This is a genomic window from Halosegnis longus (genome assembly GCF_009663395.1).
In the GTDB taxonomy this organism is placed as follows: domain Archaea; phylum Halobacteriota; class Halobacteria; order Halobacteriales; family Haloarculaceae; genus Halosegnis; species Halosegnis longus.
Map to the genome: position 1 here is coordinate 1,845,960 of NZ_QKNW01000001.1, position 22,178 is coordinate 1,868,137.

At 66.8% G+C, this 22,178-nt stretch carries 23 protein-coding genes; 8 read left to right on the forward strand and 15 right to left on the reverse strand.

The genetic code is table 11. From position 1 onward, the window contains the following. Positions 1–121: 121 nt before the first annotated feature. From DM818_RS09920 to DM818_RS09965, 10 genes are all read right to left on the reverse strand, one after another. Positions 122–1,897 carry a cbb3-type cytochrome c oxidase subunit I gene (locus tag DM818_RS09920; RefSeq protein ID WP_075936918.1) on the reverse strand — a complete coding sequence of 592 codons (1,776 nt, stop codon included), beginning with the start codon at positions 1,895–1,897 and terminating at the stop codon, positions 122–124. A 61-nt stretch (positions 1,898–1,958) separates the two neighbouring features. Continuing rightward, positions 1,959–2,363, reverse strand: a complete 405-nt coding sequence (locus DM818_RS09925; RefSeq protein ID WP_123124280.1) for a DUF6684 family protein — start codon at positions 2,361–2,363, stop codon at positions 1,959–1,961. A 39-nt stretch (positions 2,364–2,402) separates the two neighbouring features. Further along, positions 2,403–2,816 (reverse strand): DUF7541 family protein, encoded by a 414-nt coding sequence (locus tag DM818_RS15185; RefSeq protein ID WP_233571962.1) that lies wholly within the window; start codon positions 2,814–2,816, stop codon positions 2,403–2,405. A 37-nt stretch (positions 2,817–2,853) separates the two neighbouring features. Continuing rightward, on the reverse strand, positions 2,854–5,673 hold the full coding sequence (locus DM818_RS09935; RefSeq protein WP_123124279.1) for a DEAD/DEAH box helicase: 2,820 nt from the start codon (positions 5,671–5,673) through the stop codon (positions 2,854–2,856). Positions 5,674–5,722: 49 nt separating this feature from the next. Beyond that, positions 5,723–6,463, reverse strand: a complete 741-nt coding sequence (locus tag DM818_RS09940; protein ID WP_123124278.1) for a metallophosphoesterase — start codon at positions 6,461–6,463, stop codon at positions 5,723–5,725. A 1-nt stretch (position 6,464) separates the two neighbouring features. Then, positions 6,465–8,039 (reverse strand): hypothetical protein, encoded by a 1,575-nt coding sequence (locus DM818_RS09945; RefSeq protein ID WP_123124277.1) that lies wholly within the window; start codon positions 8,037–8,039, stop codon positions 6,465–6,467. Next, positions 8,036–9,310: a Single-stranded DNA binding protein gene (locus DM818_RS09950; RefSeq protein WP_123124276.1), complete on the reverse strand. Its 1,275-nt coding sequence runs from the start codon at positions 9,308–9,310 to the stop codon at positions 8,036–8,038. The genes DM818_RS09945 and DM818_RS09950 overlap by 4 nt, the downstream gene beginning before the upstream one ends. 43 nt (positions 9,311–9,353) lie before the next feature. Further along, positions 9,354–10,154: a hypothetical protein gene (locus DM818_RS09955; protein ID WP_075936911.1), complete on the reverse strand. Its 801-nt coding sequence runs from the start codon at positions 10,152–10,154 to the stop codon at positions 9,354–9,356. Then, a complete protein-coding gene (locus DM818_RS09960; protein WP_075936910.1) occupies positions 10,151–10,939 on the reverse strand; it encodes an ABC transporter permease subunit in 789 nt (262 codons plus the stop codon). The genes DM818_RS09955 and DM818_RS09960 overlap by 4 nt, the downstream gene beginning before the upstream one ends. Beyond that, the gene (locus DM818_RS09965; protein ID WP_075936909.1) at positions 10,932–11,870 is read right to left on the reverse strand and encodes an ABC transporter ATP-binding protein; all 939 of its coding nucleotides are present in this window, start codon (positions 11,868–11,870) and stop codon (positions 10,932–10,934) included. Before DM818_RS09965 ends, DM818_RS09960 begins: the two co-directional genes overlap by 8 nt. An 85-nt stretch (positions 11,871–11,955) precedes the next feature. Here DM818_RS09965 and DM818_RS09970 point away from each other — a divergent pair, with 85 nt between their 5' ends. Then, positions 11,956–12,591, forward strand: a complete 636-nt coding sequence (locus DM818_RS09970; protein WP_123124275.1) for a 2,5-diamino-6-(ribosylamino)-4(3H)-pyrimidinone 5'-phosphate reductase — start codon at positions 11,956–11,958, stop codon at positions 12,589–12,591. A gap of 1 nt (position 12,592) precedes the next feature. On the opposite strand, the gene DM818_RS09975 is transcribed toward DM818_RS09970, so the two are convergent. After that, positions 12,593–12,862 carry a DUF7111 family protein gene (locus DM818_RS09975; RefSeq protein WP_075936907.1) on the reverse strand — a complete coding sequence of 90 codons (270 nt, stop codon included), beginning with the start codon at positions 12,860–12,862 and terminating at the stop codon, positions 12,593–12,595. A gap of 261 nt (positions 12,863–13,123) precedes the next feature. On the opposite strand from DM818_RS09975, the gene DM818_RS09980 reads away from it, so the two are divergent. After that, a complete protein-coding gene (locus DM818_RS09980; protein WP_075936906.1) occupies positions 13,124–13,393 on the forward strand; it encodes a multidrug DMT transporter permease in 270 nt (89 codons plus the stop codon). 6 nt (positions 13,394–13,399) lie between these two features. On the opposite strand, the gene DM818_RS09985 is transcribed toward DM818_RS09980, so the two are convergent. The 3 genes from DM818_RS09985 to DM818_RS09995 form a co-directional block, all read right to left on the reverse strand. Beyond that, on the reverse strand, positions 13,400–14,542 hold the full coding sequence (locus tag DM818_RS09985) for an acyl-CoA dehydrogenase family protein (protein ID WP_123124274.1): 1,143 nt from the start codon (positions 14,540–14,542) through the stop codon (positions 13,400–13,402). Between the two features lie 138 nt (positions 14,543–14,680). Next, complete coding sequence (locus DM818_RS09990; protein ID WP_075936904.1) at positions 14,681–15,541, reverse strand: 3-hydroxyacyl-CoA dehydrogenase family protein; 861 nt, start codon at positions 15,539–15,541, stop codon at positions 14,681–14,683. A gap of 39 nt (positions 15,542–15,580) precedes the next feature. Further along, on the reverse strand, positions 15,581–16,480 hold the full coding sequence (locus DM818_RS09995; protein ID WP_075936903.1) for an alpha/beta hydrolase: 900 nt from the start codon (positions 16,478–16,480) through the stop codon (positions 15,581–15,583). A gap of 101 nt (positions 16,481–16,581) precedes the next feature. On the opposite strand from DM818_RS09995, the gene DM818_RS10000 reads away from it, so the two are divergent. The 5 genes from DM818_RS10000 to DM818_RS10020 are packed head-to-tail and all read left to right on the forward strand — an operon-like array spanning position 16,582 to position 20,678. Next, positions 16,582–17,376 carry a class I fructose-bisphosphate aldolase gene (locus tag DM818_RS10000; protein ID WP_075936902.1) on the forward strand — a complete coding sequence of 265 codons (795 nt, stop codon included), beginning with the start codon at positions 16,582–16,584 and terminating at the stop codon, positions 17,374–17,376. Further along, positions 17,376–18,221 (forward strand): class 1 fructose-bisphosphatase, encoded by an 846-nt coding sequence (locus DM818_RS10005; protein WP_075936901.1) that lies wholly within the window; start codon positions 17,376–17,378, stop codon positions 18,219–18,221. The genes DM818_RS10000 and DM818_RS10005 overlap by 1 nt, the downstream gene beginning before the upstream one ends. Before the next feature lie 41 nt (positions 18,222–18,262). Next, positions 18,263–18,571 carry a hypothetical protein gene (locus DM818_RS10010; protein WP_075936900.1) on the forward strand — a complete coding sequence of 103 codons (309 nt, stop codon included), beginning with the start codon at positions 18,263–18,265 and terminating at the stop codon, positions 18,569–18,571. A gap of 50 nt (positions 18,572–18,621) precedes the next feature. Then, entirely contained in the window at positions 18,622–20,364 is a 1,743-nt protein-coding gene (locus tag DM818_RS10015; RefSeq protein ID WP_075936899.1) for an acyl-CoA carboxylase subunit beta, read from the forward strand. Further along, complete coding sequence (locus DM818_RS10020) at positions 20,364–20,678, forward strand: DMT family transporter (RefSeq protein ID WP_075936898.1); 315 nt, start codon at positions 20,364–20,366, stop codon at positions 20,676–20,678. Before DM818_RS10015 ends, DM818_RS10020 begins: the two co-directional genes overlap by 1 nt. Position 20,679: 1 nt before the next feature. Here the strand turns inward: DM818_RS10020 and DM818_RS10025 are convergent, their stop codons facing one another. Then, positions 20,680–21,144, reverse strand: coding sequence for a MaoC family dehydratase (locus DM818_RS10025; protein WP_075936897.1), 465 nt, complete (start codon positions 21,142–21,144; stop codon positions 20,680–20,682). Positions 21,145–21,262: 118 nt separating this feature from the next. On the opposite strand from DM818_RS10025, the gene DM818_RS10030 reads away from it, so the two are divergent. Further along, positions 21,263–22,111, forward strand: a complete 849-nt coding sequence (locus DM818_RS10030) for an HpcH/HpaI aldolase/citrate lyase family protein (protein WP_075936896.1) — start codon at positions 21,263–21,265, stop codon at positions 22,109–22,111. Positions 22,112–22,178 lie beyond the last annotated feature (67 nt).

Below are 22,178 nucleotides of genomic sequence, written 5' to 3' on the forward strand. Positions count from 1 at the left end.
CCCACCTACGGAGCGTATGTCTGAGAAGGAAGCGTTATTCGGTGTGCTCGCAGGAGTCGCCGGGATGATGTTCATCACCGGAATCGTGCTCGTGTTTACGAGCTTGAATTAAAAACGAACGTCAGTCGTCGCTCGGCTCGCCGGAGCCGTCGGCGGCCAGTGCGGGCGTGTCCTCGTCGGTCGTGTCGAGCTGCTCGCCGAACCACTCGAACTCGCGGGAGTACTGTCCCGTCTCCTTGAGGTTCCACGGGTCCTCGTCCTCAACGACCGGCCCTTCGAGGTACGACTGGGTGAGGTTCCACACCCAGATGAGCTGTCCGAGCATGATGATGAACGCACCGATTGTCGCGACCTGGTGGAGCGTCGTCACCTGCGCGAGCGGCGCGATGAGGCCGTTGAACTCGTAGGTCGCGTAGCGGCGCGGCATGCCGAGGTAGCCGAGCAGCAGCATGGCGAAGAACGTCACCGCGACGCCGATCTCGGAGATCCAGAAGTGCATCTTCGCGAGCCGCTTCTGGTACATCTTCCCGGTGACGATGGGGAACCAGTAGTAGATGGCCCCGAAGCCGGCGAAGGCGATCATCCCCATGACGATCCAGTGGAAGTGACCCACGACGTAGTAGGTGTCGTGGAGCACCAGGTCAATCGGAATCGCGGCGAGGAAGACGCCGGTGATTCCGCCGATGACGAAGTTCGCGACGAAGCCGATACAGAACAGCATCGGCGCTGTGAGCCGGATGTTGCCGTTCCACATCGTCGCAATCCAGTTGAACGTCTTCACCGCGGATGGTATCGCAATCGCGAGTGACACCGCCATGAAGCTCGCCCGGATGCGCGGATCGATACCGGAAGAGAACATGTGGTGGGCCCACACGCCGAAGGAGAGCACACCGATGGCGAGCGTGGAGTAGATGACGAACTTGTAGCCGAACAGCTTCCGACCCGAGAACTTCGGGAGAATCCACGACACCAGCCCCATCGGCGGTAGCACGAGGATGTACACCTCGGGGTGACCGAAGAACCAGAACAGGTGTTGCCACAGGATTGGCGACCCCCCGTCGACCGCGAAGAAGGCGGTCTGGAAGTTCCGGTCGAGCAGGAGCATGATGAGTGCGCTGCCCAGCAGCGGGAACGCGAAGAGGATGAGCGCCGACTGGGTGAGGATGGTCCACGAGAAGATGTCGAGGTTCGCCCAGTTCACGTCCGGCGAGCGCTCGGTGAAGATTGTGACGATGAAGTTAATCGCGCCCATTGTCGCCGAAATCCCCGAGAGGTGAAGCCCGAGCAGCATCAGGTCGACGCCGGGGTTCGCCTGCTCTGCCGACAGCGGCGTGTACATCGTCCACGAGGTCTCGGCGGCTCCGACCGCCCCGCCCGTCAGCGGGTCGAGGAAGAAGCCAGCCCAGATGAGCAGCGCGGCCGGCGGCAGCAGCCAGAACGCGATGCCGTTGATGCGCGGGAACGCCATGTCGTCCGCGCCAATCAACAGCGGGATGAAGTAGTTCGAGAACGCGGCGATGATGGGCGTCCCGAAGAGGAACAGCATCGTGATGCCGTGGCTCGTGAGGAGACCGTTGTAGGTGCCTGTGCCGCCGAGCACGTTGAGCGCCGGCGTCGTCAGCTCGACGCGCATCAGCATGACGGCGAGACCGCCCCACACGAACGCGATGGTGGCGTAGATGCCGTACAGAATCCCGATATCCTTGTGGTCGACTGTCGTCAGCCAGCGAATCAGCCCGGACGGCTTGTGACTCGTGGCCGTACTGTCGCCGTAGCCAGCGTCGCCGCTGACAAGCGGTGTGTACGCGCGGAGGTTCTCCATGCGGGAGACGAGGGTGACGACCCCCACCAGGAAGACTCCCATGAGAACGGTTAACGCGAGTTGCTCTCCTGCCATGCTATACCCTGAGGACCGGGCGATAAGAAAGGTTGTGTTCCCAGGTGTCTACGCGGGCGGCTTACTCGTCATCTGCCGACTCGTCGTCGGCGTCCTTGGCCGCGATGGCGGCCGCATCTTCAGGTGGCTCGTCGGACGTGACCTCGCCGAACTCCTCCTCGTCGTAGTCCGGCGTGGTCGCCTCGCTCGGGTCCGCGGCCGCAGCCTGCGGCTCCGCGAACTCCTCGGGGGATTCTTCCAGCTCTGATTCGGCCTTCGAGATGGCACGCCCCGAGAAGTACGTTAACACGAGCAGTGCACCGAAGGTGATGATGACGATGCTGAGCTGAATCGCCTGGTTGGCGAGGTCGGTTCCGAACGGGTTGTACAGCACGAAGACACCGACGAAGAAGGCCATCATCACCAGCGGGATGGCGTTGACGATAAGATCGAGGAGCGTCTCGCGGTCGAACGTCCGTGATGACATACCCGTTGCTTGCTCCTGTGCGTCTAAGAGGTTACGGGTTCACGCCGCAGGACCGGCGTCAGTCACGGAACCGCCGGCGATACTGGCCGCCAGCGCGACGATACCGGCTCCGACGATGGAGAAGCCACGCAGGACGATGGTGTCGGTCGAGGCGAGCGCGCTCTCGATTGCTCCGAAGCTCGTCCCCGTCCGGGTAACGACGACGACCAAGCCGAGGGCGACGAACACGCCGGACAGCGCGGTCAGCGTCCGCCACGGGCGCTCCGTGTAGCCGGCCTCCGTGAGGATGCCGGCGATGCTGCCGGCAAAGAGCACGAGTCCACCGATTGCCAGCGGATACAGTGCCATCACGACGCCGACCTCCCCCACCGCAAGGCCGAGCGCGACGAACAGCGGCCACGCACTCACCTTCGCGGGTCCCGACGCTCCCGCCTCGGGTTCCTCTTGTGCCATACCGTCTATGAGTGACACTGGCTCAAATGTTCGTCGGTCAGTCCCAGAACGCGTTCGTCCGGGCGTACTCGCGCTCTCTCGCGAGGATGTCCCGGTAGAAGTCGTCCTCGTCGTCGCGGAGCTTGTTGATGACCCGCGCCGCGTTGCGCGGTCCGACCCCACGCGCGGCGAGCGCGATGACAGCCTCCTTCCCGTGACCCTGCACGAGCGAGCCGGCTTTGAACGCCCGCTCCGTCATCCGCTCTTCCTCCTCGTCTTTCTCACCGCGCTTGACGGCAGTCACTACCTCGTCGGCCCACGGATTCAGCGCCGCGATGCGCGTCGAGCCACACTTCGGACACGTCGGCGGGTCGTCGATGCGTTTGACCTGCCGTTTCGTCTCCCACTCCTGACAGTGGAGACAAAACAGCAACATTCGGTCGCTCTGGATGCGCTCCTTGACCGTCTCGATGATGGACGCGTCGGCGTTCTCCGGCGAGAGGAGTTCCTGTCCGGAGGCGTGGCCACCCAACCCGATTGGCGTCCGCTCGCCGACCGTCTCGACGGTCACCTCCCGCCGGCGCACCGATTCGAGGACCGCACTCGCCCGGTCGGCGTCGAGTTCGACGTGGAGCGTCTCGCGCAACGCCTCGTCGTACACCGGCGTATCCCGGAGCGCGTCGAGCAGCCGGTCGCGACCGAAGCCGCGGCCGCCTTTCCACCCCTTGAGCGCGCCGAACTTCGCGGCCACCTGTGCGAGCGTGTACTTCAGCGAGTCGGAGTTCTTCAGCGACAGTTCGATGAGCGGTTCGACGTGACCGGGGTCGGTGTCGAACAGCAGGTCCACCACGTCGCCGAGATAGACGCCCGAAGGAACCTCCAGTTCGATGCGGTAGGGGTCCGTCTCCAGCCCGACCGACGAGCCGGTCTGTTGACCGATGAGCGCCGAGAGCAACCGGCCGAGCGTCTCGTTCGCCTTGTGGCCGAGACACGCGTTCAACACGACCTCGCGCCCGTACGCCTCCACTAACACGGTCTCGTCGGTCGCCATCGGAGCCTCGTGGCGCTCGATCGGGTCCAGCGCCTCGCTCGCGGTGTGTTCGTCGGTCGGATACTCCTCGGCTATCCCGCGGGCGACCGCCTCGGGCGACTGGCCCGCATCGAGGGCGGATTTCGCCTCGCCGCGCATCTGGCCGACCCGCTGGGCCACGTCGTACGGGACGGGAATCTCCTGGCCAGTCCACGAGGGGACCTCGCCGCCGGGGTCCTCGACGGGGGTCACCTGCACCTTCTCGTCGTCCTCGTCGACGTTGGTGATGCGCCACATCTCCCCGCCCTGGATGAACACCTCACCGGGCGCGGCGAAGTTGACGACGAACCGCTCCGCGAGCGTCCCGACCGTCCGGCCCGACGCCATGTCCACGACCCGGAAGTTCTGCTCGTCGGGAATCATCGAGAGGTTCTGATAGAAGTACTCCCACGTCCCCCGGGACTTCTCCAGTCGGTCGTGTTCCTCTTCCAGCCACAGGACGTGGTTGTCGGCGAGTTCGCGCACGACCTCTTTGAACGTCTCCCGGTCGAGGTCGCGGTAGGGGTACGCGCGACGGATAATCTCGTAACAGCCGCGTGCGGAAATCTCACCGAAGCCCATCAGGACGCCGGCAATCTGGTTTGCCACCGTGTCGAGACTCCCGTGGTGGATTACGGCGTCCTCGACGACGCCCTCTGCTGCCATCTTCGCGATGGCCAGCGCCTCGAAGGTGTCGTCCGGTCGGGTCGTGATGACGGTTCCGCGCGACACCTGCTCCGAGGTGTGGCCCGCCCGCCCGACGCGCTGGAGCAGTCGAGCCACCTCGCGGGGACTCTGATACTGGACGACGTGGTCGATACTCCCCACGTCGATACCCAACTCCATCGAGGAGGTACACATCAGCGCGTCAATCTCGCCGGCCTTGAGCCGATTTTCCACGTCGATGCGCGCCTCCTTCGACAGCGAACCGTGGTGGACCGCGATATCGGTGCCGTACTCCTTCAGCCGGGAGCCGAGTCCCTCGGCCGTCGTCCGGGTGTTCACGAACACGAGCGTCGAGTCGTTCTCGCTCACGAGCTCGTCGATGGTGCGCACATGACTGGCGACCGCGGCGTCGGTGACGAGCTCCGAGGCGAGTACCTCGTCGTCGGGCGTCACTTCGGGATTCGTCACCTGCACGTCGAACTCGCTGCCGGCGTCCACCTCCACGACCGCACAGTCGCGGTCGCCGGTCAGGAACCGACCGACCTCCTCGGGGTCGCCGACGGTCGCCGACAGCCCGATGCGCTGGAACGCGCCGGCGTACTCGCGGAGGTGTTCCAGCCCGATTGCTAACTGCGCGCCCCGCTTCGAGGCCGCGAGTTCGTGCACCTCGTCGACCACGACGTGTGCCACGGCTTCGAGTGCTGCCCGGAGCTTCTTGCCCGTGAACATCGCCTGTAGCGTCTCCGGGGTCGTGACGAGCACGTCCGGCGGGTCGTCGGCCTGCTTGCTCCGCTGGTAATCCGTCGTGTCGCCGTGGCGCACGTCCACCTCGATGTCGAGCGTCTCGCCCCACCAGTCGAGCCGCTCGCGCATGTCGCGGTTCAGCGCCCGCAGCGGCGTGATGTACAGGGCCTGTAACCCGTCCACGTCGTCGCGTTCGGCAATCGCAGACAGCACCGGCAACATCGCCGTCTCCGTCTTGCCGGTTCCGGTCGGGGCGACGACGAGTCCGTTTCGCCCCTCGGCGAGCGGCGGAATCGCCTTTCGCTGTGGCTCCGTCGGCTGGTCGAAGCCGCGCTCGGACAGCGCCTGTCGCACCGGCGCGGCGAGGTGGGTGAACGCGTCCAGCCCCTGCTGGCTCATTACGCGAGTATCGGGGTGACAGCCGAATAAGGCGCACGGTCGCCCCCACTCAGAGCCGGTCGTACCGCCCGAGCCGCGTCCCGTCGAGCAGATACGCCTCGCCGTCAGCGAGCGCTTCGGGGAGGAAGGGGGCGAGAAACGCGTCGTTCTCGTTCACCCACGTCCCGCCGACGCGGTCGTTGAACGCCGGAAAGACGACCAGCCGCGTCGCCTCGGCCGCAAGCGACTGCGCGGTGAACGCGTCGGGATTCACCCCGCCGCGGAGCCACGCTCGCTCCGTCCGCGCCCCGCCGACCTCGTCTTCGAGTCGCACCTGCGGGTGTTCGTGGGCGACACACAGCGTCTCGGCCGACAGCACCGACGCCGACGGCCACGTGTGGCCGTGCGCGAAGCCGATGTCACCGATGCGTGTTCCGTCCCCGCCCGTGACGGTCACGCCCTCGCTGTCGGCTGCGACCGTCTCGATGTCGCCGTCGTGGTTCCCCTTCACCACCACGAGCGGGCAGACGTCGGTCACGGCGTCGAACAGCGCGCGAAGCTCTCGTTTCTCCTCGTCGCTCGGCGTCCCGAGTGCGTTTCCGATGTCGCCAAGCGCGACGACGCGGTCCGGTCGCGTCTCGGTGACGATACCGAGCAGCCGCTCGCGGCGCTCTTGCGCGGCGGATTGGAGTTCGACGCCATCTCGACGGAGTGCGACCTCAAGACCGGCGTGGTAATCCGCGACCACGAGCAGGCGTTCGCCGGCGGTCGTCGCCGTCGCCGCCGGCACGTCCGGAATCGGCTCCACCACGTCAGATGGGCTTGAGCTTCCCGTCGGCCGGCTCGTAACACTGCCCGCTCATCAGCGCGTCGTCGATGGCGTCCTCGACTTCGGCCTCGCTCGCGCCGGTCCGGTCTGTGACCGTCGCGACCAGCTCGTCGTGGTCGGCCCCGTCGCCGTCGTCGAGCGACTCCATCGTCTCCAGCACGGCATCGTCGACAGAGACGGTCGTCTCCGCGTCTGCGGGTTCCGGCTCCGGCTCGTCGTTCGATTCCCTCTCCGAGTCCTCGGTCGCCGACTCGGGTTCGGCGTCGTCCGAGCCCTCGTCGCTCGGCGGCTCCGGTTCCTGTTCCGGTTCCAGTTCTGGTTCGGGCTCGACCTCGTCGCCCGTCGAGAACTCCGTGCCGAACTCGGATTCGACCTGCTCGCGCTCCTCGTCGGTGAGCACGTCGTCCTCCTCGGGGTCGAAGTCGTCGAGTTCGTCCTCGATTTCCGCTTCCACATCGTCGTCCCCGACGTCACCCAGCGCATCGTCCTCGTCTGTTTCGAAGTCGCCGAGTGCGTCCCCCGTCGACTCTTTTTCGGGTTCCTCACCGACAGGCTCGTCGGCCGGCGCTGTCTCGTCTGTCGACGTTGACGCGGTCATCTCCGGCTCCTCCGTTGCTGGCTCGTCGGGAGTGACAGATTCCGTTGTCTCCGATTCCCCGGTGTCCGACGACGCTGTCGTCGGCTCCGACTCTACGGGCTCCGACTCGACGGCTTCCGTCTCCGTCGTCGACTCCTCGTCCAAGGGTTCGAACTCCGCGCTCGGGCCGTCGTCCGCGGTGTTGTCTGCTGGCTCGGCTGCCTCCTCGCTCCCGGAGTCCCCCGTCGAGAGGTCGCGGCCTGCGAGTGCGCTGGCGTTTCCGGCTCCTTCGTCGGGAGCAACGTCGAGCGAGCCAACCTCGTCGCGTTCGCCGGCGATCGTTTCGAGCGCCTCCACGGCGAGCGTCCGGAGCGCGTCAAGATACTCCGGTGTCGTTCCGTAGTGGTCGAGCGCGAGCGCGATACCCGACGCGAGCGACGGCTCCACGCCGTCGGCTTCGAGTGCGGCCGTCAACTCCTCGCCCGCGAGTCCGGTTTCGATGGCGGCGGCCATCGTCTCCGTGCGCTCGATGGTGCGCTTTGCGGCCTCTACGACCCAGCGGTCGCGGGTGTCGCCGTCCACCTCGCTGATGGACTCCGGACGCACGCTCGTGAACACGCGGTCGCCGTCATCTGGTTCGAACGTCCGAGCTTTGCCGGTGACGGCGAGGAACGCGGGCGGCTCCGTCCGTTCGAGGAAGGCCAACGCGTCGGGCTGGTACTGGCCCGCGTAGGTGACGAACGCGCCCGTCGGGTCCACGATGCGCGCCCGGAGCATCTCGTCGTTGACCCACTCCTCTTCGGTCAGGACGCCGACGAGGAACAGCCGATTGACGCGTGCGCCAGACGGCGTGACGACGTAGTTCGGCGCGCGCTCCTCGTCGCTCTCGGAGTACGAGAAGTCAGCGTCGTCGAACTCGGCGGCGAACAGCCGATTGGCGATTTCGCGTCTGCCCGGCCCGCCGTCCTCGCTCTGGCTCATGCGTCCACCTCCGCGAGCGCGGCCTTCGCACGCTCGCTCGGGTCCTCGTCGCTCTCCTCGAAGCTGGTGGCGTCGAGGTTCGCGCCGTACTCATCGACCGAGAGTTGGCCGCGCACGCGGTACTCTCTGCCGACGATTTTCTCGCGAATCTCGTCGGCGACGACCTCCTTGTCCATGGCGTCGCGGGCGTGTTCCTTCGCGGCCTCGATACCGCCGCCGTACACCTCCTCCGTGAGGTCGTGGCCCAGGATGGCCGTCACCGTCCCGGTGCCGTCGTCGAGAATCGCCTTCACGCGCAGGTCGTCTTCGCCCTCGACGGCACCGTGGGAGCGACACTGGCCGTTCTGGACGACGCGGCCACACTCGGGACACCGCTCGATGAGGCCGGAGCCGTCGCGCACCTCGATGACGTTGCCGACGAGCGTCACGTCGTACGCGCCGCCCGAGGAGACGGCCTCGCCGATTGGCATCTCCGGGGCGGACTCGCTCACCGCCACGTCCTCCTGGAGCGCGATGACGCTGGAGAACTCCGAGACGTTCACCGAGGGGACGCCGCGGAACTCCCGGATGGAGACGTTCTCGATGCGGACGCTCGCGCCTTCCTCGATTTCGGGGTGCGGGTCCCAGTCGGTGAACGGGAGCTTGCCGGTCTCGTCGCCGAGCACGCCGCTCAGAATCTCGGTTTCGCCGTCCCGCCCGTCGATGGTCTTCTGTTCGCACTCTTGGACGCGCACGACGACGTTCCGGCCGCGGTCGCCCGGTTCGAGCGAGTCGAGCGTGCGGTCGCCGCCCACTTCGTACTCCACGTCGAGCGTCTCATCCTCGAAGACGAGCGTCGTGGACTGCCCGAGGTTCAGTTCGGGATGCCCCTCCCACTCGCGGACGCCGGCGTTGCCGACGGTGACGGTGTCGCCGACGGAGAGGCCGAAGTCCTCCCACGCGGTGTAGGAGATGCGGCCGCTCCCGTCGGCGAGTTCGCCCTCGTAGATGGTCTGGTCGTCGCCCTGATACCGGATGGAGCGTTTTCCGACCGTCAACACGCGGGCCGTGACGGTGACGTTGCCGTCGTCGGTGTCGACCTCGCCGATGTCCTTCGTCGTCGGCTCGTTGCCGGACGAGGCGGAGCCGTCGCCGTATTTCCGGCGCAGCGACCCCTTGGCTTCCTCCAGCGGGACGGAGTAGCTGGTGAGCTTCTCTAGGTCCTCTAAGACCTCCTGTTTGTCAACACCGAGGTCGGAGGCGAGCGCCTCGGCTTCGTCTTCGAGACTCATCGTCCGTGGCTTCTTGCCCCCACCTCAAGGATGTATCGCCCGCTCACAGGTCCGTCCGGACGAATCGGTAGCGTGCGACCGCAAGCGCGCCCGCAGCAATCGCGAGCAGGACTGCGATATCGACCGGAGCCACGACCCGCTCGACCAACACCGCCGTGGGGTCGAAGTAACGGGCCGGCGAGAGATAGCCGAGTTCGGAGACCGCCGTCACGGAGATGGCGGCCTCGCCGAACCACGCGGCGAACGCGCCGGCGATGGCAATCCGGCCGCCCAGCCGCCCGCGCTTGACGGTGACGCCGACGAGCGTGCCGAGACCGACCCACGCGAGCAGGTAGACGACGGCGACCGCGTGGAGGGTGTACAGTCCGGCCAGCGACAGCGACTGCCCGAGCGCGACCCCACCCAGATACAGCGCGAGGGGGACAGTGGCGTTGACGAGCAGAACCGGAACGAGCAGCCCGGCTGTGGTTCCGGCGAGCACGTCGGTCCGTGCGGTTGGACCCGAGAGCAGCGTGGCGGCCCGCCCCGACTCGATACCGTCGCCGACGCTGCCGGCTGCCGCGTACGCCACGTAGGCCGCCAGTCCGACCGTCCACCCGAAGGTGTAGAACTCGCTGGCAAGCAGCCCGGCGACCGAGTCCAGCGACTCGAAGCCGACGAGCGCCGTTAACAGCGGGGGGAGCGACTCCAACAGCGCGGTGAGGTCCGTCCCGACGAGCAAGTCCGGCGCGAGCGCGATGAAGATGAGTCCGTACACGGAGAGCGCTCCCGATAACAGCAGCGAGGTTCGGAGTCGTCCCCGCGCCTCGTACCGGAACACCGTCGCGAAATCGCGCCGGCTCATGCGATATCAGCCCGTTCGAAGCCCGCAGCGGCGACGGCTAACAGTCCGACGGTCGCCGCGAGCAGTATCCCCGCTCCGAGAAGGTCGTACTCGCCGGTCGTCAGAATCGTCAGCGGGTCGTAGTAGCTCGCGGGCGCGAGTCGCGTCAGCCCCTCGAACGAGGTTCCGCCGAGCAGCGTCGAGAGGACGAACGTGGCGACGACGGTCCCGACGGCGACGCCTTCCGCCTGACCCCGCCGGTCGGCGAACACGGAGGCCGTCACCCCGACCGCACAGCAGACGAGCAGATACGGCACCGACAGCAGGTGGACCGCGACGAGCCATGTCGGCTCGACGCCCGCCCCGACGGCGGCGTTCGCCCCGATGACGACACCCCCGACGATGGCGTTCACGATGAGTATCGGGACAAGATACGCGAGGAACTTTCCGGCGAGTAGACCGCGCCGCGAGACCGGTGCCGCGAGCACCATATCGAGTCGGCCCTCTTGTGCCTCACCGGCGATGCTCCCCGCGGCCGCGTAGGCGAGATAGCTGCCCAACCCGACGAGCCAGACGTACTGGTACACTTCGAGCGCGATGAAGCCGCCCGGACTGCCGATTGCTTCCAGTCCGAACCCCTCGGCGACCGCCGGCGGCAGATTCGCCACCACCGCCTCGATGTCGAAATCGTCGAGGATACCGGGCGTGAGGGCAGTCATCAGCCCGCCGAACGCGGCGAGACACCCGCCGATGGTGACCGACGCGAGCAGTTTGCCACGGCCCTCGTACACCGCCGTCTCACGCATCCGACGTTCCCTCCTCGCCCGTTTCGCCTGTATCGAGGGTCGCGTTCGTGTCGTAAAACCGCATGAATACGTCCTCGAGCGGTGCCTCACCGATATTCACGTCCAGTGGGTCGTGCGCGAGGATGTGCTCCAAGAGAGGTTCGTACTCCCCGGTGTAGGTGAACGTGACCGTCGTCGCCTCCCCCGACGAGGCGATATCGAGACCGTGGGCGCCGTCGAACTGGAATGCTTCTGGCGTAATCTCGTCCGACAGTCGGAGTTCCACCCGCTTGCCGTTGCGGTCGAGGAGCGTGGCCACGTCGGCCTGCTCGACGAGGTGGCCGTCGCGGATGATTCCCACCCGGTCACAGACCTTCCGCACCTCGCCGAGGACGTGCGACGAGAAGAGAAAGGAGGTGCCCGACTCGCGTTCCGCCCGAATGAAATCCAGTAGCTTCGCCTGCTTCAAGGGGTCCAGTCCCGAGGTTGGTTCGTCCATAATCACGAGGTCGGGGTCGTGCATGAACGCGACGACGATGGCGAGCATCTGTCTGTTCCCCCGCGAGTACTCCTCGACGGCGCGGTCCAACGGTGGGTCGAACACGTCGAGCAGGTCGTCGCTGCGCTCGTCTCCCCGGAGCGCGCCGTGGTACTCCAGCAGTCGCCGTCCGGTCGCCCGCTCGTCGAAGGCTGGTTCGCTCGGGAGATAGCCGACGTTCGCGCGTGCCTCGCGCAGGGCGGTCCGGTCGGTCACCGACTCCCCGAGCACGGTCGCCGACCCCGAGGTCGGCGACTGGAAACCGAGTAAGGTTCGGATGGTCGTCGTCTTGCCTGCTCCGTTCGGACCGAGAAAGCCGAACACCTCGCCCTCCTCGACGGCGAAAGACACCCCCTCGATACCCCGCACGTCGCCGTAGAACTTCGTTAGTTCGTCCGTCCGGATGACTGACATCGTTGCCGTGGGGGACGCTGCCCGGTCGCTTGAGCGTTGTGCCCCCGGGCGAAACCACTAATCGCCTCCCCCGGCCACCTCCGGTATGCACGTCCACGTGAACGCGGCCGTCTCCGTCGACGGGAAGCTCTCGTCCACCCGGCGCGAACAGATTTCTATCTCCGGCGACGAGGATTTCGCCCGCATGGAGACGATTCGTGCCGAATCAGACGCCGTCATGGTGGGCGTCGGCACCGTCCTCGCGGACGATCCCTCCCTCGAACGCCACGACGAGTCGCTCGGCCGCGAGCCGCCCGCACGGGTGGTGGCCGACTCGCGGGCGCGTACCCCGACCGACGCCGACATCCTCGCCGGCGACCGACCGACGTACGTGCTCGCGAGCGCGGCCGCGCCCGAGGACCGTCGGCGCGCGCTCGAACGGGCCGGCGCGACGGTCATCGTCGCCGGCGACGAGCGTGTCGCACTCCCCGAGGCGTTCGACGAACTCGCCTCTCACGGCATCTCGCGGCTGATGGTCGAAGGCGGCGGCGAACTCATCTTCTCACTGTTCGCGGCCGAACTGGTGGACGAACTCACGGTGTACGTCGGGTCGATGATTATCGGCGGGCGTGGTGCGCCCACCCTCGCTGACGGCGACGGCTTCGTCGACGAGTTTCCGACGCTCGAACTGCGCGACGTGGCGCGACTCGACGACGGCGTCGTCCTCACCTACGACGTGTAGCTCACATCCCCATGTCGGCGGCGTCGTCGGGAATCGGGAGGTGGTGCGGTTCGACGCCGAGCAGTTCGCCCGCGTGGTCGAGCGCGATGTCGAACCCGTAGTAGCGTTCGAGCTCGTCGCCCTCGGGCGTCGGTCGCACCTTCAGCATGGCGTACCCCTCGATGTTCTGGGCGATGGCGGCGGTTCTTCCGTCGCGGTCGAACGTGAGGACGCGCTCCTCGTCGGTCTCGTAGTACTCGGCGGTGATGTCGTCTGCCTCGGCGGTGCTCATACCCCACCGTTCGTGTCCCGACTACGGGAAGCTGACGGTTTTCACCGGCTGAACACACTCCTGTACGTCTTTATCATACGCAGATATACCACGTTGTGCGAGTGCACCGGACACCGGTGACCTCGCGCCCGCCGAGTCAGGCGGTCACACGTTGGCACGTGGTCGCCGTTGGCGGCCACAGTCGGGGCGTCGGCGTCCCCTACCGACGGCCCCTCGACACAGAATCACAGCAGTAACGACGCTTCCCTCGTTTCTGCCCGTATGGAGTGGTTCGCCAGCGGCATGCGCCGCGACATCTGCATCCTGCTGTACGAGGACGAGCAGCGCGCCCAGTCGGTGAAGACGGCGCTCCAGCGCCGCTACGACCGGCGAATCCGGCCGAAACAGTTCGAAGGCTGCGTGAACGCGCTCGTTGACGCCGGCCACATCGAGCGCCGGGTCGACGGAATCGCTGACGTGCTCGCGCTCACCGAGACGGGCGAGCGCGGCGTGGAAACACAGTACGAGTGGCTGGAAGAACGAGTCGCCTAATCGAGCTTACTCGAGGAGCTGCTGGCCGATTGTGTTGCGCAGCACCTCGCTGGTCCCCTCGTAGATCTCGTTCAGCTTGGCGTCGCGGTACATCCGCTCGACCGGGAAGTCCTTCGTGTAGCCGTAGCCGCCGTGAATCTGAATCCCCTCGTTGGCCACCTCGCGTGAGACCTCACTCGCGTAGAGCTTCGCCTGTGCGGCCTCCTTGATGAACTCCTCGCCGCGCATCTTCTTGTCCGCGGCCGAGTGCATCAGCAGGCGGGCCGCGCGGGTCTTGGTGTCCATGTCCGCGAGTTTGTGCTGGATGGCTTGGAAGTCGCCGATGCGCTGGTCGAACTGCTCGCGGTTGCTGGCGTACTCGCTGGCCTCGTCGAGGGCGGCCTGTGCGATGCCGACCGAGCGGGCGGCGATGGTGATTCGGCCGCCGTTGAGCGTCTTGAGCGCCTGCACGAAGCCCTCACCCTCCTCGCCGAGGCGTCGCTCCTCGGGAATCCACATGTCGTCGAAGCGGAGTTCGGCCGTCGGACACCCCTTGTCGCCGAGCTTGTCCTCCGTCCCCTCGACGATGAAGCCGTCGTCCTCCTCGGGCCGGACGATGAACGAGGAAATCCCCTTGTTGCCGCCGTCGGGGTCGGTCTTCGCGAACAGCGTGACGGTGTCGGCGACCGAGCCGTTGGAAATCCACACCTTGTCGCCGTTGACGGTGTAGCCGTCGCCGTCGGCCTCGGCGTGCGTCTCCATCGCCGGCACGTCGGAGCCGGCACCGGCCTCGGAGAGCGCGAACGCGCCGATTTCTTCGCCTTCTGCGAGCGGGGTTAGGTACTCCTCCTTCTGGGTCTCGTCTCCGAACTCGTACACCATGTTGCCGGCAAGCGAGATGTGGGCCGCGACGATGGTGCCGAGCCCACCGGAGCCGCGGGAAATCTCTTCGAGCGCAATCGGATAGGCGTGATAATCCAGTCCGGCGCCGCCGTACTCCTCCGGGAACGGCATCCCCATCAGCCCGAGCTTCGCGAGTTCGTCCACGAGGTCGGCGGGGAACTCGTCTTCTTTGTCGATGTCTGCGGCTCGCGGGACGACCTCCTCGTCCACGAACTCCGTGACCATCTCCTTGATCTGTTTCTGCTCCGACGAGAGTTGGAAGTCCATACCCTCACTACGAGCCTGCACACTTGGCCGTTTCGAGCACCGAACGGCACAAAGTACATCCTCCACCGAGCCACAGAACGGCCAACGGCGGACGCGGGTAGGGGCACCGCGTCATCCACCCGGACAGCATTCTTCGGACTACTCGTAGCTGTAGAACCCCTCGCCCGTCTTCTTTCCCAAGTCGCCGGCGTCGACCTTCCGGCGGAGGAGATACGCCGGCGTGTACCGGTCGCCGAGCTCCTCGTGGAGCGTCTCGGTCGCGTCAAGACAGATGTCCAGCCCGATGTGGTCGGCGAGTTCGAGCGGTCCCATCGGAACGTTCGTGCCGAGCTTCATTCCGCGGTCGATATCCTCCTTGGTTGCGACGCCCTCGTCGAAGGCGCGAATCCCCTCGTTGATCCACGGCATCAGGATGCGGTTCGAGACGAACCCCGGCTTGTCGTCGGACTCCCACGTCTCCTTGCCGAGCGCCTCGGCGAACTCGTGGGCGAGGTCGGTCACCGCGTCCGCCGTCTTCTCCCCGGTGACGACCTCAACGCCCTTCATCACCGGCACGGGGTTCATGAAGTGGAGACCGACGACCTGTTCTGGGCGTGCGGTCGCGGCCGCGATGGTCGTAATCGAGAGCGTCGAGGTGTTCGTCGCGAGCACCACGTCCTCGTCGACCACGTCGTCGAGGTCGGTGAAGATGTCGCGTTTGATGTCCATCTTCTCGACGGCGGCCTCGACGACGATGTCCGCCTCGGCCAGTCGATCGAGGTCGGTCGTGCCGGTGAGCCGCGCCTGCGCGTCGGCCTTCTCCGTCTCGGTAATAGTGTCGTTGGCGACGAGCCGCGAGAGGGAATCGTCGATGGCCGCCAGCCCGTCCTCGACGTACTCCTGTTCGATGTCGCGCATCAGTACGTCGTAGCCGGCGGTCGCGGCCACCTGCGCGATGCCGTTGCCCATCGTTCCCGCGCCGACGACGCCAACCGTCTCGATTTCGTCGAAGCCTCGCATACTCGCGGGTCGGCTCGCCGGTGGTAAAATATGCCGAAGCTACTGTCTGTCGTGGAACGCCGCCACGCGGTCGAACAGCGCCTCGCGGCGACGCTCTATCGCGAGGAAGTGAGAGCCGTTCGCGATTTCCGCGTACTCGGCGTCGTCGGCCGCGAGGTCGTCGTAGAGCCGAAGCCCGTCCGCACGCGTCGCCGTCCGGTCGAGCGACCCGCGCACGACGAGCGTCGGCACGGTGATACCGCCCGCGTCGTATATCGGCCCCTCGGTCGCGGCCGCCGTGAGGTCGAGCAGCGTCCCGTTCGGGGCCTCGACCGTCGGCGGGTCGTCGCGCACGCCCTGTCCGTCGAACAGCGTCGTCCAGAAACGGTCGAATGCGTCCGGGTCGCGGTAGTCGCTCGGCGTCGGGAGATGTGCGTCCCACCGATCGCGCGTGTTGGCGCGCGTCGTCTCACGTTTCGGTGCCGGGTCAGGTCCGGGGTCGAAGGCGCTGACCCGCGCCGGGTCGGGGTCGTAGACGGGCGCGAACTGGACGAGCGAGGAGAGCTCCGTGCCCCGCGTACACGCGAGGCCGGCCACCATCGTCCCCCACGAGTAGCCGACGAGGTGGAGGCGGTCGTGGTCGCGAGCCAACGAATCGAGGACGCGACGCAGGTCATCGGCGACCCTGTCGGCTCGACTCGGCGGGTCACCGGCCGGGTCGTCCATCGCGGCGGGGCGGTCGCTGTCGCCGTAGCCGACGGCGTCGACGGCGTAGGCTGCCCGCCCGCGGGACGCGGTGTCGGCGAGCCACGAGTAGCCGGGCGTGTCGAAGGCCGGCCGCGCGCCGAACGTCGCGCCGTGGACGAAGACGACCGCGTCCTCGGCCGGCCGGTCGGGTCGGCGCGCGTGGATTGCGATACGAGTCCCATCGTCCGTCTCGACGTCGCGCCGGTGTGACATACCGACCGCTCTCGGCCCCGTGAGTTAACTGTTAACACGCCGTTCGGCGGCTGAGCCGGCGCATCAATACCTTCTTTGGGCAGGTGTGCAGACGGACTCGTATGCAGCCATTCGACGACAGCCCGCTCGCTCGCGACGGGAAGGTGCTCATCCTCGCGTACGACCACGGTCTCGAACACGGCCCGGTCGACTTCGAGGGACTCGACGGCAGCGAGGACCCCGCCCGGACGTTCGAGGCGGCGACCCACCCGGCCGTCACCTCGCTGGCCGTCCAGAAGGGGCCGGCCGAGGCGTACTACCCCTCCTACGAGGACGACGTCGACCTCCTGCTCAAGCTGAACGGCACGTCGAACCTCTGGATGGGCGAGCCGGATTCGGCGGTCAACTGCACCGTCGACTACGCCCATGAGATCGGCGCGTCGTCGGTCGGCTTCACCGTCTACGGCGGCTCCAACAACGAAATCGAGATGGTCGAGGAGTTCCGCGACGCGCAGGAGGCCGCCCGCCACCGCGACCTCCCGGTCGTGATGTGGTCGTACCCGCGCGGACAGGGGCTGAAAAACGACACCTCGCCCGACACCATCGCCTACGCCGCCCGACAGGCCCACGAACTCGGGGCCGACGTGGCGAAGGTGAAGTATCCCGGCTCGCAGGCGGCGATGGAACACGCCGTCTCGATGGCCGGCAAGACGAAGGTCGTCATGTCCGGCGGCTCGAAGACGACCGACCGGGAGTTCCTCTCGTCGGTCAAATCGGTCATCGACGCCGGCGGCGTCGGGCTCGCCGTCGGCCGGAACGTCTGGCAGCGCGAGGACCCGACCCACATCCTCGACGCGCTCGAAGCCGTCATCTTCGACGAGACGAGCGTCGACGAGGCGCTCGACCGCGCAGCCTGATGGACGACGGTATCGCCGCCGTCCTCGACACCGTCGCGACCACGGCCCCGGAGATTCGCGACGGACTCTCCGGTCGCCGCAGCTACGGCGACACCGAGAACCCATCGGGAGAACGGCAGCTCGCGGCCGACGAGTACGCCGACGGGATGCTGGAGACCCGCCTGCTCGCCCTCGATTCGGTGGCGAGCTACGCCAGCGAGGAGCGCGAGTCCGTCATCGCGAGCGACGCCGGCGGCGACTACCATATCGCCTGCGACCCGCTCGACGGCTCCTCGAATCTCAAGTCGAACAACACGATGGGCACCATCGTCGGCGTCTACGACGAGCCGCTCCCGGCCGGTGGCCGGAGTCTCGTCGCGAGCGCGTTCGTCCTCTTCGGCCCGATTACGACGATGGTGACCGCCCACGAGGACACCGTCACCGAGTACGTTATCGAGGACGGCGACCGGCGCGTCGTCACCGAGGACCTGACCATTCCAGACGACCCCGTCGTGTACGGCTTCGGCGGGCGCGTCCCCGACTGGCCCGACGAGTTCGCCGACTACGCCGCCGACATCGAACAGGAACTCAAGCTCCGGTACGGCGGCGCGATGATCGGCGACGTGAACCAGGTGCTCACCTACGGCGGCGTCTTCGCGTATCCGGCACTCGAATCCGCGCCCGACGGAAAACTCCGGCTCCTGTTCGAAGGGAATCCGATTGCCTACATCGTCGAGACGGCCGGCGGTCGGTCCTCCGACGGAAGCCGGTCGCTGCTCGACGTGCCGGCCGAGGAAATCCACCAGCGCGTCCCCGTCCACCTCGGGAACGCGGCGCTCGTCGACCGGCTGGAAGCCGCGCTCTGACGCCCCGACTTTTCTGTTTTTGTCGTGTCCCTCCGGTCGCAATGACACGAAACGAGGACCTCGTCGACCGCATCAACGACGAACTCGACCAGCTTCGCGACCGCATCAACGAGCAGTTCGGCGACGACGACGACGACCGGCCCGACGGGATGCCAGCGATTCCGACGCTGGAGACGAGCGACGACGACACCGCCTTCGAATCGTGGTACGACGACAGCGTCCAGCCGCTCGTGGAGGCGTTGCGCGAGTACGAAGAGGAACTGCGCAGCCGGGACAGTAGCTACGCGAAGCTCTCCGCGAAACTCGAGGTGGTCACCGACCTGCTGCCGGACCGGGAGAACAAGCAGTAACAATATTTGCGAACGGAAACGGATTAGTCGCCGGCCTCGCCACGCAGAGTATGGACGTACACATCGGCGAGTCGGCGACACAGGAGGAGGCGTCGGCCATCGCCAGCGCGCTCTCCGAGCACACGGACGACGACGAGATACGCGTCTTCGTCGGTGACGACGACGAACCGCTGCTCGTGCGCGACGTGAACCTCACCGCGCCGATTGACGACGACCTCGGTCCCACCGACCGCGAGCAGCGGCTCCGCGAGGAAATCGCCGACATCGAGGCGGGCGGTCCACAGAAGTACAAGGACCGACTCGGCGACCAGAACAAACTCTTCGTGCGCGACCGTCTCGACCTGTGGTTCGGGGGGGACGGTATCGCCTTCGAGGACGGGAAGTTCGCCGCCTTCGACGACTGGCACGAGAACGCCCCCGACGCCGACGAGGACGCGAGCCGCACGCCCGGCGACGGGCTCCTCACCGGCGCGGCGGACTTCGAGGGCCGCGACGTGCACTGGATGGCCAACGACTTCACCGTGAAGGCGGGGTCGATGGCCGGCCGCGGCGTCGAGAAGTTCCTCCGGATGCAACAGCGCGCGCTCAAGACCGGCCAGCCGGTCCTGTACCTGATGGACTCCTCCGGCGGGCGCATCGACCAACAGACCGGCTTCTTCGCCAACCGCGAGGGCATCGGGAAATACTACTACAACCACTCGATGCTGTCGGGCCGGGTCCCCCAGATTTGTGTGCTGTACGGTCCTTGTATCGCCGGCGCGGCCTACACCCCGGTCTTCGCCGACTTCACCATCATGGTCGAGGGGATGTCCGCGATGGCGATTGCCTCCCCGCGCATGGTGCAGATGGTCACCGGCGAGGACATCGACATGCAGGACCTCGGCGGCCCGCAGGTCCACGCCGAACACTCCGGCTCCGCCGACTTGGTCGCGAAAGACGAGGAGCACGCCCGCGAACTCGTCGCGCAACTCATCACCTATCTGCCGGACAACAGCGACGAGTCGCCGCCGATGGCGGAGTCCAAGCCGCCGCGCAAGCCGCCGAAGGGTATCGACGCCGTCGTCCCCGAAGCGCCCAACGAGCCGTACGACATGGAGCGCGTCATCGAGCGCGTCGTCGACCACGGCTCGTACTTCGAGCTGAAACCCGACTACGGGAAGGAGATCATCACGGCCTTCGGTCGGGTCGACGGCCGGCCGGTCGGTATCGTCGCGAACCAGCCCGACGAACGGGCGGGGGCCATCTTCCCCGACGCGGCCGACAAGGCCGCCGACTTCGTGTGGACCTGTGACGCCTACGACATCCCGCTCCTGTATCTGTGTGACACGCCCGGCTTCATGGCCGGCTCCGGCGTCGAGAAGGAGGGCATCCTGGAGAAGGGCAAAAAGATGATCTATGCGACATCTGAGGCCACGGTGCCGAAACAGTCCGTGATCGTGCGGAAGGCGTACGGGGCCGGCATCTACGCGATGTCCGGCCCGGCGTACGACCCTGAGTCGGTCATCGGACTCCCGGCCGGCGAAATCGGTATCATGGGGCCGGAGGCGGCCATCAACGCGGTCTACGCCAACCGACTCGCCGACATCGACGACCCCGAGGAGCGCGCCGAGACGGAACAACAGCTCCGCGAGGAGTACCGCGAGGATATCGACATCCACCGGATGGCGAGCGAGGTCGTCATCGACGAAATCATCCCGCCGTCCGAACTGCGCGGTGAACTCGCGGCCCGCTTCGAGTTCTACGAGGGCGTCGAGAAGGACCGTCCGTCGAAGAAACACGGCACCGTGTTCTGATGTCGTGGCCCACCCTCATTGCGGCCGGCCTGTTCGAGGTAGCGTGGGCGGTCGGATTGGAGTACTCCGACGGTCTCTCGGAGCCGCTGCCGACCGCGGCGACGGTGCTCGCGCTCGTCGTGAGCATGCTACTGCTTGCCCGCGCCGTCGAGACGCTCCCCATCGGGACGGCCTACGCTGTCTGGACCGGCATCGGTGCGGTCGGGACCGCGACGCTCGGTATCGTGCTGTTCGACGAGCCGGCGACCCTCGCGCGGGGCGGCTTCATCGCCGTCATCGTCGTCGGCATCGTCGGGCTCCACAGCGTCTCGTGAGCTACTGAGTTGCCTGTTTGAGCGAGAGCGCGGTCCGGTCGAACTCACAGACGAGCGTGTCTTCTGTCTCGTCTTCGACCTTGTACGTCTCGACGTGCATCTCGACGATGCCCCGCTCCCCGTCGCTGGTCTCGCGTTTGCTCGTGACCGTCGTCTCGGCGTAGATGGTGTCGCCGTGGAAGACCGGGTTGGGGTGTTGGACCGAGTCGTACGAGAGGTTCGCGACGATGGTGCCGTCGGTCGTCTCGGGGATGGACATGCCGACCGCGAGGGACATCGTGTAGAGGCCGTTGACGAGTCGCGCGCCGAAGTCGGTGTCGGCCGCGAAGTCGGCGTCCAGGTGGAGCGGCTGCTGGTTCATGGTCATGTCGCAGAACGTCTGGTTGTCGCTTTCCGAGACGGTGCGCCGGCGCGGATGCTCGATCGTCTCGCCGACGGTGAACTCCTCGTAGTACAGACCTGCCATACCGGCTCTCGCGGCGGTAGTGGCAAATATGGTAGTGGTCTCAGCCGACGCTCGCGGGCGCGGTACTCGTTACTCGCGGAGCAACGTAATTTAACAGCGAGCCGTCGGAGTCGAGGGTATGGCACGACGCTCGCTCCTCTTTTCGCCCGCCGACAAGCCCGACCTGCTGCGGAAATCCCCCGATACGGACGCCGATACGGTGTGTTTCGACCTCGAAGACGCGGTCGCCCCCTCCCGGAAGGCAGCCGGCCGCGAGGCCGTCGCTGCGGTGTTGTCCGACCCGGAGTTCGACCCCGACTGCGAGGTGTGCCTTCGGGTCAACCCCGACACCGACACCGCCGCGGCCGACCTCGATGCGCTCGACGCCGACGCGCGACTCGATGCCGTGATGGTGCCGAAGGTGGAGGCTCCGGCCGACGTGCTCGCCGTGACGGACCTGCTCGCGGAACGGGGCTTCGATGTGCCCGTCATCGCGCTGTGTGAGTCGGCCGCCGGTATCCTCCACGCGGAGGCCATCGCCGCGACCGACGGGGTAGACGCGCTCGCGTTCGGGGCGGAAGACCTCGCGGCCGACATCGGCGCGACCCGAACCCCGGAGGGGACAGAGGTGTCACACGCCCGCCAGCAGGTCGTCCTCGCGGGCGCGGCCGCCGGCGTCGACGTCATCGACACCATCCACACGGACATCGAGGACGGCGACGGCCTGGCCGACGAGACGCGGTTCGCGCTCGAACTCGGCTACGACGGGAAGATGTGCATCCACCCCTCGCAGGTGCGTATCGTCAACGACGCGTTCACGCCGAACGGCGAGCGCATCGCGTGGGCGCGTCGCATCCTCGATGCTGCGACCGAGGCCGCCGCCGACGAGGCGGGCGTCTTCCGCGTCGACGGTGAGATGGTCGACGCGCCGCTCATCGCACAGGCCGAGCGCGTCCGCGAGCGGGCACGCGCCGCCGGCGTCTGGTAATTGTATAAGGTGTTGAGTATGATATTATTCCGGCACGCTTTTTGATGCTGCGGGCGACCTGTGAGTA